This is a genomic window from Neorhizobium huautlense, from assembly GCF_030811685.1.
GTDB lineage: Bacteria > Pseudomonadota > Alphaproteobacteria > Rhizobiales > Rhizobiaceae > Neorhizobium > Neorhizobium huautlense_A.
Genome location: NZ_JAUSRF010000006.1, coordinates 292,918 through 306,417, shown reverse-complemented (window position 1 = coordinate 306,417; position 13,500 = coordinate 292,918). Strand labels below are relative to the sequence as shown.

Sequence of the window (13,500 nt, the reverse complement as noted above, 5' to 3'; positions counted from 1 at the left end):
CTCCTATGCGGCCACGCCGCTCTTCGCCTGAAAATAGATGAAACCCGGCATGGTCAGCCCATCCGGCTGCGCATTGATCGCGTATTCGCGATCGACACCGTGATCGGCAACGATCATCCGCCATTCCGAGGTGATCTGCCGCGTCTGTGTGGATGCTCGAACGTACACGTTGAGGACCTGCGTGCCTTCCAGCCGAGCCGCAACGACGGCTTCAGACAGGCCGCCTGGGCGCAGAGCGACCCAAACTTTGAACTTCTCTTCCCAGTCGCCGGAGACCGGATTCCCATAACCGTCATCGCCGACCGCTCTGGCCTCAAAACGCGCACGGTTTTTGAAATCTCCGGCCTGAAGCTTCGGCGCCATAAATCACACCCGCAACAAGCGATATGGGTTGATGAGCATCTGCGCGGCAGATGGGATACCTTCACCACCACTACGATTTTCGAACAGATCGCTCACAATCATGAGCGCAGCAACCTTGAACACACTTTCAGCGCCAAGGGGCACGAGCGTGACGTTGCAATACTGGAGAACCGCCTTTTCAGCAGCATCCATGTAGGCCTGAATGGTCGCGTCGTCATCGCTTGTGTCGACGTGCAGATGCGCCTTGACCTCTTCCAAGGTATAAAGCGGTCCCAGTTCTTTGATGACGACGTTTGCCATTGGCTTGCCCTTAAGTATCGATAGATTTGTTCGCGACAGGCGGCGCCATCTTGTTCTTGACCGTCGGCGCAGCCTTTACGGTACCGTCGCCCGCCTTGCGAACCGCCCCCAGCGCTTCCAACCGGTCGAAATCGACCTTGTCAAATTCGCGCTCAGATCCTTCCGGATGGCCGTCCAGCGGCTTTGTGAGAATTGCCTTGATCATCTTTGCCTCCTTCGGTTCATGAAACCGGCGCTCGCAAAAGCGCCGGTCGGTATGAGCCGAAAAGATCAGGTCACGCGGCTAAGATCGCCGTAGGTGAGCGACTGCGGACGATAAATCGCCAGCGCCAGGCGCTCTTCCGCGCGGATCGTCACCTTATTCCTGACAAAGTTGTCCTGGTCTTCAGTCGATACATCTACCGTTGCATCCTGACGATCAAAGATCTGGGCCGCGAGATTGAATGCGCCGACCAGCGCCTTGTCGACACCCATGGCCTGCGTTTCAACGACCGGTAGACCCCAGAGCGTCTTCTGGATCGTCCCCTGCGGATTACCGATCACGTAACGACCGGTATCGTCCTTCTGCATTTCGATCGCAGCCATATCGATCGGGTTCATGACGATACCGTTCGGCGGATATTCAGCCAGTGCCGTCTGCAAAATCATAAGACGAACGGTGTCCAGCTGTGTCGTGGCGACCAAACTGCCAGGCGCAGCATAGGCAGTAGCAGCAGTCACCAGACCAAGAATATTCTGGCCGACGCCGGAGCCGTTGAGCAGCTGCTGCTCTTCGACGTAGGAAAGGCCATAACGGAGACGCTGGTCAATGATCGAGCGCAGGCCGGGGGCGTCCGCGAGGATCTGCACCGAAGTGCGCATCCAGTGAGCGATGGTGCGAACGTTGGCGACCTTGTCTTCGAACTGCAGTTCCGACTGCGGCTTCAGCGCGCCTTCGGCGACGGGCTCGGCGTTGTTGGTGAACAGCTTTTCCTGTTCGTACTCGATCGAGCTACTGGAGGTCTGGCCAGGCATCAGGAGCGAACGAACCGTCATACGGCGCTGCGGCAGCTCGACCTGCATACCGCGACGATCGGACGGGATCAGCGCGCCGGCAGAACCGGGAGCATCGGTCGACAGTGAGGTGATATCCTTCACCTCCACGAGAACGCGGCCACGCGGACGGTTCTGTCCGGCGAAGGCCTTGAAATTCTCGTCATCAACGAACATTTGGCCGGCAGTGCGCGCATCGTCACCGTCGCCGCCGCGCCGCGCCATTTTCTGGTCGAGCTCATCGAGGCGAGCCTTGGCATCGTTCATGCCCTTGATCGCCTCGTCGGCCAGCTCTTTCGCCGTGGTCGCCAGCGGCGTGCCCTTTTCGGCTTCGGCAAGCGCCTTTTCGGCAATTTCCTTGACCTTGTCGTGCTTGGTTTCGAATTCGCGCTTGAATTCGGCAGCCAGCTCCGCAGCCGTCTTGCTGCCATTGCCACCGGAGCGATCCGGCATATCGAACATGATGCGCGGGCCGAACGGCATGGCCGCCATGGACGCCACGACAAAAGCAATCGATCCGCCACCAACGATGGCGAGTTTACGTCCCGACATGGGGAACCTCCAGTTTTCGGTTGAGATCGGGCTTTCAGCCCACAAGGGCGCGGAGGAATTCCACGCCGTCATCAGCCGCGTCGACAGGTTCCCCCTGTCCCTTCAGGCAGACACGCGCGGCGCGCTCCGCCTGAGAATTCGAAAAACCCACCTCAAGGCCCTTGAGCCAGGTTTCGAATTCACGTTCTGTCAGCCGGTCCCCGGCCTTCAGCTTTTCGGTCAGTTCATGCACGGCTTTTGCCGCTTTCACGCTCTGAACGACCGCGTGTTCATTGGCGCCTACGGAAACGATGCTAACCTCGATCAGGTCAAGCTTTTCCAGGGTCCAGATGCCGGTCTCGTCGTCGACACTGTGCCTCTGGATCCGGTATCCGATGGACAAGCCGTCGATATCGCCGGCCTTTAACAGCGCATACGCCTCGCGTCCGCGCTGGACATCCATATTCAGCTTGCCCTGCATCAGCAGGCCGTGGTCATCTTCTTTAGCGGACACCCATTTGCCGATTGGCTCATCGCGATTGTGCTGCCAGAAGAGCTTGGGCATGGTGCCCTTTGCCTTGTGGTTGGCAAGGCTTTCGGTATAGGCGCCCACCGCGATAACATCGCCGTAAACGTCCGGCTCACCGCCAAACGTCGAGCCATAACCTTCGAACTCACCGGTATCCTTGAGCGACTTGATCTCAAGAATCGGAGCCGTTTTCTTGTCCATTTCGATCTCCGTTGATGGCATTCACGAGCGGAATGTCCTGCATCTGCACTGTCACGACATCACCGCCCTCGATCGGCGGCAGGTTTTCCAGCGCACGGCACTCGTTCCGGGTAGCAAGGCCCATGCGGATGGCTTTTTCGTAAGCCTCATACCGGCTGGCAGTATCGCCCCGCAGCAGACCTTCCAGATTGAATTCGATCGTGATGCCCTGCGATCGGCGCTCAGAAAGCGGAATAAGCTGCTTCTCGACCGACTGTTCCATCCGCTTGAGCCGCTTGCGCAGGGCGAATTTCTGGAAACCGAGAACATCCGCCTCTTTTCCCGTGCCCCAGTTCGATGCCTTGTCGCCGAAACCGACCATGGCAGGCGGGACGCCAAATATCCGACAGATCTGCTCACCGCTGAATTTCCGACTTTCCAGCATCTGCGCATCCTGCGGCTTGATGGAAAGCTGCTGCCATGTCAGTCCGTTGTCGAGCAACATTGGGCGGCCGGAGCGCATGGCTCCGACATACCGCTCTTGCAGGATCCGCTCTAGATCGCCCCGCTGCTCTTTCGAGAGCTGCTGGTCAGGCTTTGTTGAGAGGACGCCACCGGGATTGACGCCATTCCTGAACATCGAGCCGGCGGCATCTTCTGCGGCCATCGCATCAGAAAACACGCTGCTGCAGATCGAGAGCGTCGAGGACCCGGATAGACCATCGCCCAATGGACCACGAATATGCAGTACATCTGCGCTACGCCTGACGTAACTGCGACCATCCGACCACGAATACTCCAGGTCGCCATCCAGCTTGCGAGTAACCTTCATCCTATCTGGACGAACCGGATGAAGCGCCGTCACAATGCCGCCGGTGCGCCGCTCGATCAATGCATAGGCATTGCCGTAAAGCTCAACGCTGGCGGCCATCACCTCCCAGAAATCCACCGCCGTCTGGTCAAAGTTCGGGCTGTCATGCAGCACAAAGTAAAGCGGATGATCCTTCGCTACGGTACGAACGCCGTTTTCCGAGCGATAAATCATCAACGGCAGAGAGGCGATCGTGCCGGCGATGAGCTGGACACAGGCCCATGTGGCCGAGAGACCCACCGCCGCATTCGCATGCCCGTATCGACCATCCTGCCAATCGGACAACGTCACCTGATTGGTCGTAAAATTATCGCCGTTTTCGGTCGATGCGGCACCCGAGCGCCATGGCTCGATGTCCTTCACGCCACTAAGGCGCGCCATAATTCGCCCGAACCGGTTCATGCGTAACTCTCTATCCACGCTTCCGCATCGAATGCAGGAGCTGCTTCAGGATTTCGGCTCATCAGCGTGACCGCCGCGAATGTAGCGATCAGCGGGTCAATCTTGGCTTTGCCGGATGTTTGCTTCTCAACCACCACGGCGTTTCCGCGCTGGATGACCTTGGCGTTGCCGACTGAGAACGTCATCAGGTCCTGACCGCCATGGGAAAATGTCCCGTCTTTCAGCTTCCGCTCCAGCCCCCACACCGCCGGGGAAAGCCGAAATCCCTGACTGACCGACACAAGGAGCGGGTCACCCATGCCCCTGGACGCCAATTCGTCGATGATCGCCGCAACTCCCTGTGGGTCGAAGCCGATGCCTCCCGCCTTCGGCAGCAAACCGGCATCACGGATTCTCTCGCAGACATCAGCAACTCCGAGAATATCGGCGACTGTATCGTCGCAAAAGGTCAACTGACCGAGATCAGCGATGTCCTGCAGGCGAGAAGCGATATCCTTGCGAAGGTCCAGGACATCTCGCTGACACCATGCATGCGACCAGTGCAGCCACCGACGCGTTGTCTTGCATCGACCGATGACGGCAGCCGCAAGCAAATCGTCCAGACCGCCGCCATCGACGCCGACAACCGCGACCTCGGATCGTTCGATCAGTTCATCCAGATCCTGAAGCCGGTCATCCTTGGCGCCTTCCCAAAAGTGGGCACCGCGCCAGCTCGTCCCATTTATTGCAATGCCGATCTCGACGTTAAGATGCTGGCTGGCCCATATCGAGAAGTCGCCGACACCCTTTTCTTTCGCCTCCCTGAACTTTGGGAGAAGGCGTCCGATCGTCACCGATCGGTTGATGTTTGGCAGCACGAGAGGCCAGTGCTTCGGGTTTTCCCAAGGCTTGCTCTCGTCGGACTGCATGGCTGCCGGAAACTCGTAGAGCATCGGCAGGGTTTCACCTTCTGTAAATTCCCCGTCGCGAACAGCACGCGCCAGATCCAGTTCAGATTTGAACACGCCCGCCGGCGGCTCCACTGACTGCGTCGTGATGATGATCACAAACCCTTCCGGGTTAGCGAGGATGCCGCCATCGATCTGCGACATCACCTTGGCTGCGTAAGCGATCGTGCCGAGCTCGTGCAGCTCGTCGACAAGAACACCGACAGGCTTGACGCCGGTCATCACCTTGCTGTCGAAAGACTTGACCTTGAGTTTAGCACCGTTCTTTCGGTCCTCGATCGTCTTGACGTGATCCTTTGTGTGGAACCGCTTCTTCAGCCAAGGATCGGCATCAACCATCCCTTTTGCCTGGTCATATGCCAGTTCGGCGGTCGCCTGTGTCGGGCCAACCAGAAGAAACTCCGCATTAGGCCGACGATTTCGCAGCAGCGCGGTCATCATGATCGCGGCGCCGTTCGTGGTCTTGGAGTTCTTCTTCGGCACGAGCTGGAAGAATTTCCGCACAGGCCTGTTGATGATTACTGAACGATCCTCGCTCATCTCCACCAGACCGAAGATCGCCGAAACGAAATCCCGCGCCCATTGGCCGGCCACATCACGCAAGAGCGGTTGGCCAGGAACGTCCGGTAACCGCAGCTTGTTGAAGACAACGACTGCGGCGTCAGCTTCTTCCCTGTCGATCGGCAGATGATCAGGAAGCGGAGATCGCCCGTCTTTCAGCTTTTCGAACCAGTCAGGGCAGGAAAGATCGAGCGTCATTGCATCGTCTGCGGTATTGCGCCTTCCCAGTCATCCGGCGGACTGTCCGCCTCGATGCGGGCCTGTTCCTTCTTGCCGACGCGATCTTTCGCCCGCTCGACCTGCTCTCCAAAGATATCGCCGACCGCCGCATCGTGACGCCGGAAATATTCCCTCATGGCAGCGACATTCCCTTCGCGGCCCATATTCCAGAGGGTCAGGATGCCGATGGCCTCAACGCGATCGCGGGCCACATCCCTTGTCTTCAGAACTGAAAAATAATGCCGCTTCAAAGTCGGTATCGTGATGCCAACGGCGCCAGCGATCCGCTCGTTCGTCCAACCCTGCGCCAAAAGGAGCATGATTTTATTGATGTTTTCCTTTGTTGGCACGTGTTCCGGCCTGCCGCGCTTCCCGGCATTCCGCCTCACCGGATCGCCAAACAGGTCGAATGCCGTCTCAGAATTATCCATGCCGAAAAAAAATCCGTGAATGAGAGGGACGCGGGTGCGGCGCCGCCGACCCTTTTGAACTTTCGACCCGCCCCCCCTTGATGGGTCAGGCGGCCTCGGTCGGCTCCCGCCTCATGATCGAGAGCGTCAAGCCTGGATCAACGATAAGCAAGCTGGTGTCCTGACCCGCAAATGCTTTGAAGGCGTCCTGCATACGCAAGCAGGTCTCGGCAGATATGGGTCGATCCGACTTCATGATGAACTTGTCACCATTACGGACATCAACACGATGCAGATGACCATCAAAGCTGAGCTTGTCATCTTCATCTAAGGCAACAGCGTCGATCCTCACTGGACTGATCATGCCAGCCAGATCAATCAGAGTAGCAACTAACCACATGCGAAGCCCGAAGGCTCTTGGCATACGGACTGAGATAGTCAGGCTCCGCATGATACCGGCTCCATCAATTTCTACCTTGGCCATGTTTCACCAACCGGGCTGCGCCCGCTCCTGCTTCTGCTTCTCACTGTCGTGGTATTCCTTCGTCACAGTCTGGAGATTGTTGATATCCCAGAACAGACGCTCGTCACCGCGATGTGGATGCTTGTGGTCGATCACCGGGCTGTTTGGCTCTGGGTGCTTGCCGGTGCAGATCACGCCAGTCTGCTGACATGTCCAGTGATCACGCTTCAGGACCTCTATCCGAAGCGCTTTCCATCGCTGGCTGTGATACCACTTGCGCCAAGGGATAACCTTCTCGCGCTCCGCCAGTCTGGCCTTCTCATCACCAGGCGCTCGACCGAGCCGTGATGGCATCGAGGTCAACCGAGGAGGAAGCGACTTGAGACGAGGCATATCCTAAGACGACAAAAGGCGACCTCTCGGTCGCCTCATCATTCAGTCATAGCGGTAGCACTTGCCCTGAATCGATGCCTCACTTCGAAGGCGGTTCAGGGCTGGGGCTGATGGCACTGTTCCCTTGGCTTAATGGAGCCTGTTCTGGCGGGATCTAGTCCCGGCATCGGAGGGTGTGCACGTCCTGCTCGTCCAATGAGCAAATGACTCTCACAGCTTTTGAAGGAATGCAAGAGGGATGCGCGCGATCGGGAAAAGGCGACCAGACATATCGATGGTCACCGACGCCCAAGCCTCTCGGCACCACTCCACCTTCATGATGAGGCAGCAGAAACCGTTGAAGGGACCATGGGTAATCTCAGCTGTATCACCATCCCGAAACGACTTGTCGCATGGCATGCGCGATGTGTCTGCCTTCTCAAATATCGATTTGAAAACAGCAACATCCTCGTCGCGAATGACATGATAGTGCCCGTCATTCCGCCCGACTATTGCCACCACATGACGGTGGTGACGAAGACCGTAAAACGCTTCAGGAGAGGGTTTCAGACGCACCAACACATAGCCAGCCATATAGGCACGCTCACCCTCGATCTTGCGACCCTTCCGCACAGAAACCCACTTTTCACGCGCGACAAAGGCATCGACATTCACGTCGAGAAGATCTTTTTCCACAACGAACTCTTTCCCTTTGTCGACATGGATGCAGAACCATCGTGCCGATTCGGCGCTTTCCGCCCAACGCTCCCGCGAAGCAGCCAGCAGATTGCGGGCAGCGATTCTCCGCATGCGGTCATAAAAGCCTTCACGTGCGGTGCCGATCGGAGATCCGGTAAGTGTCTTATGCTGCATCATCATGGTCCCGTTCCTCGATCATACGTTTCTGGAAGTCTTTCAGCGCCCACAGCACCGCCTCATCGGGATCATCGATCCCATCCGGCAGCGCCGGGAATTGCACGAAGGGCAGCCCCTGCGGCTCCGGCAGCCATGGCCAGCATCGCTCGTGGTGAAGCCGCTTCCACGCCTCCCACACATCGCCGCCCACCTCGACCTTGTCGAAGCCTGTCGCTGCGAGAGCAACGATATGCGGCGGCACCACGACCTGCTTTCGCTCGCGCGCCAGCTCGTGCATCTTCACCACATCGGGCCAACCGGCCTTTTCACGCTTGTTGCGCCAGATCGCGTCCGCCTTCTCAGGTGCATCGGCGATAATCTTGTCTTCGAACTTGTCGAGGAACAGCTGCACCGGGTGCTGCGAGAGAAGCGCAAGACGATGCGCAGCCCATGGCCGGGAATAGGCGTTGTGCCTCTCGATAGCCGCAGGTGCCGCCGTCTTCGCCTTAAGCGCCGGCAGCTTCTCCCAACGCCGTTCCTTCAGATATTTCGCAGCCGAGCAGAGATACTTCCTGCCCGTCGAAAGCGCGATTTCCTGATAGACAGCCGATCCGTCCTGCGCCGCCTGCCGCTCTTCTGCGGTCAACACCGACCATTCCCGGCGAGCATCCGGTTCGCTGTCGCTGATCGCGGTGCCCCAGCCGATGAAGAACCGCTTGAACTCACGCTCCACGGCCTTCGCATTTCCTTCCCCTTCCGAAAAGCCGCGCTCGCGCTCTCTCTCTTTTCGTTCATCTGGGGTCGTTAAACTGGGGGCGTTATATGGTGCCGATCCAGAACCGGCAGGGGGTGCCGCTCCATGGTCGGCAGGGGGTGCCGATATATCGGCAGGGGTACGCCCTTCAGATGCTCCCGAAATAGGATCGTTTTCCTGTTCTTCGGCTGCAAGATATGCGTCGAAGTCATAGCCTGCATCTGGTGCGCGGTCATAGATCACACGGTATGAATGCGCCGTGTCGCCCAGTCCCGGCAGTTCGCGGGTATGCTTTTCTAGAACGCCAATATCGATCAGCCGATCGATAGACGCCTGCACGGTGGAGCGGGCGCAGTCGAGCTGCGCCGCCATCTTGACCTGGCTGCGGAAGCACCAGCCATGCTTGTCTGTATGGCGGCCCAACAGACACAACACCTGCAGGTCGCGCCCCTTCAGGCGGTGATCCGTGACGATCCAGCCGGGAATGATGGAAAATCGAGCGTCATTACTCATTCGGAGAACTCCGCTCAGCCGTCTTCACGGCTTCCCACATCAAAAGCCGCGCCATCTCGGTGGCCATCAGTACGGTCTGCGGAAACCGCCCGTCATCTGTTCGGCGCGCGCTCACCTGCGCCGTCAGAGCACAGAGATATTTGTGGCCGGCCTCAAAGCCCGCCACGTTCAGGATGGCCGCAATATCCGGTCCATCGCGATAGACGACGCCGTGAGGAACGGCAGAAAGCCATTCCGCGCGCGCCCTGTCCGTCGCTGCCCCCGCAAGGATATCGACGATCGGTAGAAACCCGCTCATGGGCGCACCTCGCCACCTGAACCAAGATGTTTCACATTGCGTCTGGTGCAAATCTCTGGATCGAAAGGCTTTTCCGGCTCCAGATAGAAGTGGTCAACCGGCACGTCGAGCCACCGGCAAAGCGCAATGACCTTGCCGACGCTCACCATCTGTCCGCCCATGGCGCGAGAAAGGTCACTTGTCGTAACACCGATCTCGTCACCAATGACCCGCAGGCCACGACTGTCACCGGCCCGGTGATTGCGAAGCGCGCTCGCGAAACGCCGCAAATCATAATCAGCGCGGCTAGGGTTGCTGGCATTCTGCAAACCACTCACGAAACCACCTCCTGACGATCCATACCCACCAGGCGCACGCCAAAGCGTGCCGGGTCGGCGCCAAGCGCCTTCCACAGCCGCAGCCGCGCATCTGGGCAAATTTTCCGTTTTGAAAGGACCAGATCGATCTGCTCTGGCGTGACCTTGGCGCGCTTGATGAGCGCGGCTCTTTCCGCTGCGCAGGCTTGCTCAAAAGTCACCTGCGCGCGCCGTACCGATTTCCGCTCATCGGGAAACGTTTCCCGATATCTGGCGGAATGAATTCGCATGTAGACGAACCCGTGAAGCATGGCGGGGGAGAAATCAGGCGTCATGAGAGCACCTCATCCAGCGGCACGCCAGCACGCAGCGCCTTGGTCATTTCGACCGCGCCGACGGTGGCGATCATTTCCATGCCCTTGCCGGTCGGCAGCCAAAGGCCATCATCACCCACGCGGATCAGCTCATTCGCGGCGAATGCATCGATCAGCGCCGAAGCGGTGGAAGCGCGCAGGCCAAGGCCCTTGCGAAACTTCGCCGCGTCGAAAGGTTCGAGGTCCTTCATCCAGATGAAGGCGCGAGCGAAATCATCTTCTACCCGCTCATCCAGCGTCTTGCGCGGCGTCGTGCGGGTGAAATCCTCTTCCTCTTCACGGAAGGTCAGCGGCGAGACATGCCCGCCCTCACCCGGCGCCAAAGGTTCGGCATGCTCGAAATTGTCGTAAACGACGCGGATCAGGCGCGGATATCCATCACCATACGACCCATCGTCATTGCGGTCCCAAACGAACCATCCGGTATTCATCTGGCTGGAGGCCTTGTTGCCCTGCCAGCCATCCCGATGCATCATGGGAAGGCGATGCGCAAAGATGTAGACGCGGCTCGGCGGGTTCTCATCCATCACGAATTGCCGGTTGGCATCCTCGAATCCAGCAAGGAAATTCAAGTTCAGCAGCAACGCCATCTTGCGCGGCTTGTGCTCGCGCAGCGCATGGGCGGCATAGGCGTTCGCCACGCCGTAAGGCGGGTTCGTCACGATATCCCAACCGCCACCGATGGCGATCGACGCCAGAAAATCGCCCACGCCCTGGCACTCGCCATGCTGCGTGGTGATCTCGCGGTCGACGAGGTCGGATATCGTCACCTCGTAACCGGCAGCTTCCAGAGGCCGCAGGATCGCGCCGCGTCCCACGCTGGGCTCCAGCACGTTCAGGCCAAAGCTTTCCAGCGCCAGCAGCGTGCGCATCGCCTCGATCGGCGTCTCGTAAAGATCGTCGCCGCGATCTTCTTTCGTCGCGGTTTTGGTGCCGATCGCGTGTCCGGCTTCCTTTTTCAGCGCCGCGCGGCTCGGCTCCAGCCCTTCGGAAAGGCGAGCCTCGACCACACGCTCGATAAATTCCGGCTCTCGGCGCACAGCCTCGCGGATCTGCCGCGCTTCATGGAGTCGTCGCTTGTCGATGCCGACATCTTCGAGTGTAAAATGGTCCTCGCTCTGGACCTTTTCTGGACGCCCACGAGAGAGCTTGCCAGAGGCTTGCGCGACGTCCACCGCGTCAGCCATCGCGACATAGCAAATACCCTCGATCTTGGCCGCCTCTGCCTGCATGCGGCGGGCTTTGTCCACCAACTCGCGGGAGGCCTTCACCCGTTCTGCGCAATCTGCCTCTGCCTTTGCGCGGTCGTAGGTGACATTCGAAAGCTTCATTGCCTTCTGCACGTCACCGGCATCCAGCAGCGCGCGAACGATCTCGATCGAGGCGACCAGTTCGGAGGAATTGGCAATGGGAGCGACAGCCGTCATCGCGCACACCCCTTTGCCTTCAGGAGCAACGCCTTGCGCGTCACCTGAACAGCACCGAGCGAAACGGCCTTGGCGCGGTTCGCCTTGCAGATATCGTAATGCGGCGCCCCGGCCTTATCCTGAAACCAACGCTTCACGCCCAGCTGGTCGGCCATGCCGTGCAGCTCATAGAGCGTGTCAGCGGCCATGTGGCACATCTGCATGCGACCGAGACGATAGGAGGAAGTGTCGACGTAAACCGCCATCAGCCTGCCCTCCGGTATTCGCGCCAGACATCGAGCGTGCGCTGGATCGTCGCCTCCGGCACACCCAGGGCCATGGAAATCGACGCCGTGTCCCAATCGCCGCGCGCCCAAAGGAGAAGCGTACCGCCCACCACGGCATCCAGATCCGCATCAGTGATCGGCATGCTCTTTTCACGCGCGCAGATCGCCGCAAATCCGATGTCAAAAACGCGGCCCGCCCAGACAGAACCAACAAGTCCACGTTCACGCGCCTGACGGTCAATCGTGATCTTCGCCCGCTCCGGAACGTTGATCGTAATCCCCACCTGCTTTTGGAAGCGCGGCACCATCAGTTCGCCCTCGCGCGCCGCAGCCGGTTGCGGATGCTGACAAGAGCTGCCATGAGGCCGCGCCCCGCCTGATCGTCCGTCATACCGGCGTCGACACATTTTGCCGCGGCGACAGCCAGCGCCACCTGAGCGGCGTCAGCGTCATCGGCAGGCAGCGCATCGATGATCGTGTCGGAGGCTTTCTGGATTTCTGAATCGGTCATGATCAGCACGCCCCCGCCATCATTGCGTCGAGACGCGCCAGGAACTGCATGGCCGGCACGATGCGGCTGCGCACTTCGTGCCGCTCCGCCGCATCCATGTGCCCGTCTTCGATCGCGACTGCGATGGAGCGCACCACATCATCGAGCACGCCATCCAGTTTTAGAATGGCCGTCGCGGTGATCTCGCCGACGCTAACCGGCGCCTGGTCGGCAACCAACTGGTTCATGGCCGTTGTGAGAAACGGATGCCCGGTCGCGCGATCGAGAGCGACAGCAAGATCCACGCGGATGAAGTTTTTCGACCACTCCTCAGCGGTGGAGCAGTACTTCGTCAGTGCAGAAGTGCCCATGCCGAGCAGCTCGGAGGCTCGCGAAATGCCGCCAACCGCATCCACGGCGGCAACCGTCGCGGATTTCAGCAGGGCATCGGATTGAGAGAGATATGCGCGCACAAAAACACCCCTGAATTTGGTCAAGGAAAAAGTGAGGTCCGAAGGATTCCGTGAGTGCCGCGCGAGGGCGGCGTAAGTGTCAGGCCGTCACATCAGGAGGCCCACATGCATGCACTTCAAGAAAAGAGCCGCCGGGGCTCAGAGGTCCGCCACCCCGGCGGCAGGCGGTGCGGTCCGCTGGGAGGAGCGCCGAACCGCACTGGGGAACATCGAGAAGGCGCATCATTCGGCCGCCTCGCATACTGCAGTTTCATCCTGAATAAACTTTTCAGGACGGTTGCTCCTCAGCCACTGAAGCCGCGTCTGGAACATGTCAGCAGCACACACTGCCTTAGCAGTAACGGTTTCAATCCGCTCAACCATGTCTGCATCAGGCTGCCTTGATCCCGCTTCAATACGGGCAAGGGTTCCGCCCGGATTCACGCCGACAATGCCAAGTTGCCGCGCCAATGACGCGACAGCTAAACCCTTCGACAATCTCCAATCTCGTAAAAGCATTCGTTATGTAAGCCATAACGGCTAATTTAATTCAAGCATTTAAATTAGCCAATGCGGCTCTTTTTGCTTTAGCCAG

The 13,500-nt window shown here is 59.0% G+C and carries 21 protein-coding genes; all 21 read right to left on the bottom strand.

All coding sequences use genetic code 11. The features are described 5' to 3' along the window. Positions 1-3: 3 nt before the first annotated feature. Complete coding sequence (locus J2T09_RS11660) at positions 4-363, bottom strand: head-tail adaptor protein (RefSeq protein WP_306834464.1); 360 nt, start codon at positions 361-363, stop codon at positions 4-6. A gap of 3 nt (positions 364-366) precedes the next feature. Then, a complete protein-coding gene (locus J2T09_RS11655; RefSeq protein ID WP_306834461.1) occupies positions 367-663 on the bottom strand; it encodes a head-tail connector protein in 297 nt (98 codons plus the stop codon). A 10-nt stretch (positions 664-673) separates the two neighbouring features. Then, entirely contained in the window at positions 674-868 is a 195-nt protein-coding gene (locus tag J2T09_RS11650; RefSeq protein ID WP_306834459.1) for a hypothetical protein, read from the bottom strand. Positions 869-933: 65 nt separating this feature from the next. Further along, on the bottom strand, positions 934-2,247 hold the full coding sequence (locus tag J2T09_RS11645; protein ID WP_306834457.1) for a phage major capsid protein: 1,314 nt from the start codon (positions 2,245-2,247) through the stop codon (positions 934-936). Positions 2,248-2,281: 34 nt separating this feature from the next. After that, positions 2,282-2,956 carry an HK97 family phage prohead protease gene (locus tag J2T09_RS11640; RefSeq protein WP_306834456.1) on the bottom strand — a complete coding sequence of 225 codons (675 nt, stop codon included), beginning with the start codon at positions 2,954-2,956 and terminating at the stop codon, positions 2,282-2,284. After that, positions 2,928-4,187, bottom strand: coding sequence for a phage portal protein (locus J2T09_RS11635; protein ID WP_306834453.1), 1,260 nt, complete (start codon positions 4,185-4,187; stop codon positions 2,928-2,930). The genes J2T09_RS11640 and J2T09_RS11635 overlap by 29 nt, the downstream gene beginning before the upstream one ends. Before the next feature lie 17 nt (positions 4,188-4,204). After that, the gene (locus tag J2T09_RS11630) at positions 4,205-5,914 is read right to left on the bottom strand and encodes a terminase TerL endonuclease subunit (RefSeq protein ID WP_306834451.1); all 1,710 of its coding nucleotides are present in this window, start codon (positions 5,912-5,914) and stop codon (positions 4,205-4,207) included. Further along, a complete protein-coding gene (locus J2T09_RS11625) occupies positions 5,911-6,366 on the bottom strand; it encodes a hypothetical protein (RefSeq protein ID WP_306834446.1) in 456 nt (151 codons plus the stop codon). The genes J2T09_RS11630 and J2T09_RS11625 overlap by 4 nt, the downstream gene beginning before the upstream one ends. An 85-nt stretch (positions 6,367-6,451) precedes the next feature. Beyond that, complete coding sequence (locus tag J2T09_RS11620) at positions 6,452-6,829, bottom strand: hypothetical protein (RefSeq protein ID WP_306834443.1); 378 nt, start codon at positions 6,827-6,829, stop codon at positions 6,452-6,454. Between the two features lie 3 nt (positions 6,830-6,832). After that, positions 6,833-7,162, bottom strand: a complete 330-nt coding sequence (locus J2T09_RS11615) for an HNH endonuclease (RefSeq protein WP_306834441.1) — start codon at positions 7,160-7,162, stop codon at positions 6,833-6,835. A 249-nt stretch (positions 7,163-7,411) separates the two neighbouring features. Beyond that, entirely contained in the window at positions 7,412-8,059 is a 648-nt protein-coding gene (gene nusG / locus J2T09_RS11610; RefSeq protein ID WP_306834439.1) for a transcription termination/antitermination protein NusG, read from the bottom strand. Further along, positions 8,043-9,302 (bottom strand): helix-turn-helix domain-containing protein, encoded by a 1,260-nt coding sequence (locus J2T09_RS11605; protein ID WP_306834437.1) that lies wholly within the window; start codon positions 9,300-9,302, stop codon positions 8,043-8,045. The genes nusG and J2T09_RS11605 overlap by 17 nt, the downstream gene beginning before the upstream one ends. Then, positions 9,295-9,600 carry a hypothetical protein gene (locus J2T09_RS11600; RefSeq protein WP_306834435.1) on the bottom strand — a complete coding sequence of 102 codons (306 nt, stop codon included), beginning with the start codon at positions 9,598-9,600 and terminating at the stop codon, positions 9,295-9,297. The genes J2T09_RS11605 and J2T09_RS11600 overlap by 8 nt, the downstream gene beginning before the upstream one ends. After that, positions 9,597-9,917: a hypothetical protein gene (locus tag J2T09_RS11595; protein WP_306834433.1), complete on the bottom strand. Its 321-nt coding sequence runs from the start codon at positions 9,915-9,917 to the stop codon at positions 9,597-9,599. Before J2T09_RS11595 ends, J2T09_RS11600 begins: the two co-directional genes overlap by 4 nt. Further along, a complete protein-coding gene (locus tag J2T09_RS11590; RefSeq protein ID WP_306834431.1) occupies positions 9,914-10,231 on the bottom strand; it encodes a hypothetical protein in 318 nt (105 codons plus the stop codon). Before J2T09_RS11590 ends, J2T09_RS11595 begins: the two co-directional genes overlap by 4 nt. Then, complete coding sequence (locus J2T09_RS11585) at positions 10,228-11,697, bottom strand: hypothetical protein (RefSeq protein ID WP_306834429.1); 1,470 nt, start codon at positions 11,695-11,697, stop codon at positions 10,228-10,230. Before J2T09_RS11585 ends, J2T09_RS11590 begins: the two co-directional genes overlap by 4 nt. After that, positions 11,694-11,942 carry a DUF4031 domain-containing protein gene (locus J2T09_RS11580; RefSeq protein WP_306834427.1) on the bottom strand — a complete coding sequence of 83 codons (249 nt, stop codon included), beginning with the start codon at positions 11,940-11,942 and terminating at the stop codon, positions 11,694-11,696. Before J2T09_RS11580 ends, J2T09_RS11585 begins: the two co-directional genes overlap by 4 nt. After that, entirely contained in the window at positions 11,942-12,271 is a 330-nt protein-coding gene (locus J2T09_RS11575) for a hypothetical protein (protein WP_306834425.1), read from the bottom strand. Before J2T09_RS11575 ends, J2T09_RS11580 begins: the two co-directional genes overlap by 1 nt. Continuing rightward, positions 12,271-12,474: a hypothetical protein gene (locus J2T09_RS11570; RefSeq protein WP_306834423.1), complete on the bottom strand. Its 204-nt coding sequence runs from the start codon at positions 12,472-12,474 to the stop codon at positions 12,271-12,273. The genes J2T09_RS11575 and J2T09_RS11570 overlap by 1 nt, the downstream gene beginning before the upstream one ends. A gap of 2 nt (positions 12,475-12,476) precedes the next feature. Beyond that, on the bottom strand, positions 12,477-12,926 hold the full coding sequence (locus J2T09_RS11565) for a hypothetical protein (protein ID WP_306834421.1): 450 nt from the start codon (positions 12,924-12,926) through the stop codon (positions 12,477-12,479). Positions 12,927-13,148: 222 nt separating this feature from the next. After that, positions 13,149-13,403: a helix-turn-helix domain-containing protein gene (locus tag J2T09_RS11560; protein ID WP_306834419.1), complete on the bottom strand. Its 255-nt coding sequence runs from the start codon at positions 13,401-13,403 to the stop codon at positions 13,149-13,151. Between the last annotated feature and the right edge of the window lie 97 nt (positions 13,404-13,500).

Coding starts and splice junctions, on each gene's coding strand:
- J2T09_RS11605 (WP_306834437.1), bottom strand. CDS start 9,302: ATGAGTAATGACGCTCGATTTTCCATCATTCCCGGCTGGATCGTCACG.
- J2T09_RS11585 (WP_306834429.1), bottom strand. CDS start 11,697: ATGACGGCTGTCGCTCCCATTGCCAATTCCTCCGAACTGGTCGCCTCG.
- J2T09_RS11650 (WP_306834459.1), bottom strand. CDS start 868: ATGATCAAGGCAATTCTCACAAAGCCGCTGGACGGCCATCCGGAAGGA.
- J2T09_RS11645 (WP_306834457.1), bottom strand. CDS start 2,247: ATGTCGGGACGTAAACTCGCCATCGTTGGTGGCGGATCGATTGCTTTT.
- J2T09_RS11600 (WP_306834435.1), bottom strand. CDS start 9,600: ATGAGCGGGTTTCTACCGATCGTCGATATCCTTGCGGGGGCAGCGACG.
- J2T09_RS11570 (WP_306834423.1), bottom strand. CDS start 12,474: ATGACCGATTCAGAAATCCAGAAAGCCTCCGACACGATCATCGATGCG.
- J2T09_RS11640 (WP_306834456.1), bottom strand. CDS start 2,956: ATGGACAAGAAAACGGCTCCGATTCTTGAGATCAAGTCGCTCAAGGAT.
- J2T09_RS11575 (WP_306834425.1), bottom strand. CDS start 12,271: ATGGTGCCGCGCTTCCAAAAGCAGGTGGGGATTACGATCAACGTTCCG.
- J2T09_RS11580 (WP_306834427.1), bottom strand. CDS start 11,942: ATGGCGGTTTACGTCGACACTTCCTCCTATCGTCTCGGTCGCATGCAG.
- J2T09_RS11635 (WP_306834453.1), bottom strand. CDS start 4,187: ATGGCGCGCCTTAGTGGCGTGAAGGACATCGAGCCATGGCGCTCGGGT.
- J2T09_RS11590 (WP_306834431.1), bottom strand. CDS start 10,231: ATGACGCCTGATTTCTCCCCCGCCATGCTTCACGGGTTCGTCTACATG.
- J2T09_RS11660 (WP_306834464.1), bottom strand. CDS start 363: ATGGCGCCGAAGCTTCAGGCCGGAGATTTCAAAAACCGTGCGCGTTTT.
- nusG (WP_306834439.1), bottom strand. CDS start 8,059: ATGATGATGCAGCATAAGACACTTACCGGATCTCCGATCGGCACCGCA.
- J2T09_RS11655 (WP_306834461.1), bottom strand. CDS start 663: ATGGCAAACGTCGTCATCAAAGAACTGGGACCGCTTTATACCTTGGAA.
- J2T09_RS11625 (WP_306834446.1), bottom strand. CDS start 6,366: ATGGATAATTCTGAGACGGCATTCGACCTGTTTGGCGATCCGGTGAGG.
- J2T09_RS11630 (WP_306834451.1), bottom strand. CDS start 5,914: ATGACGCTCGATCTTTCCTGCCCTGACTGGTTCGAAAAGCTGAAAGAC.
- J2T09_RS11615 (WP_306834441.1), bottom strand. CDS start 7,162: ATGCCATCACGGCTCGGTCGAGCGCCTGGTGATGAGAAGGCCAGACTG.
- J2T09_RS11620 (WP_306834443.1), bottom strand. CDS start 6,829: ATGGCCAAGGTAGAAATTGATGGAGCCGGTATCATGCGGAGCCTGACT.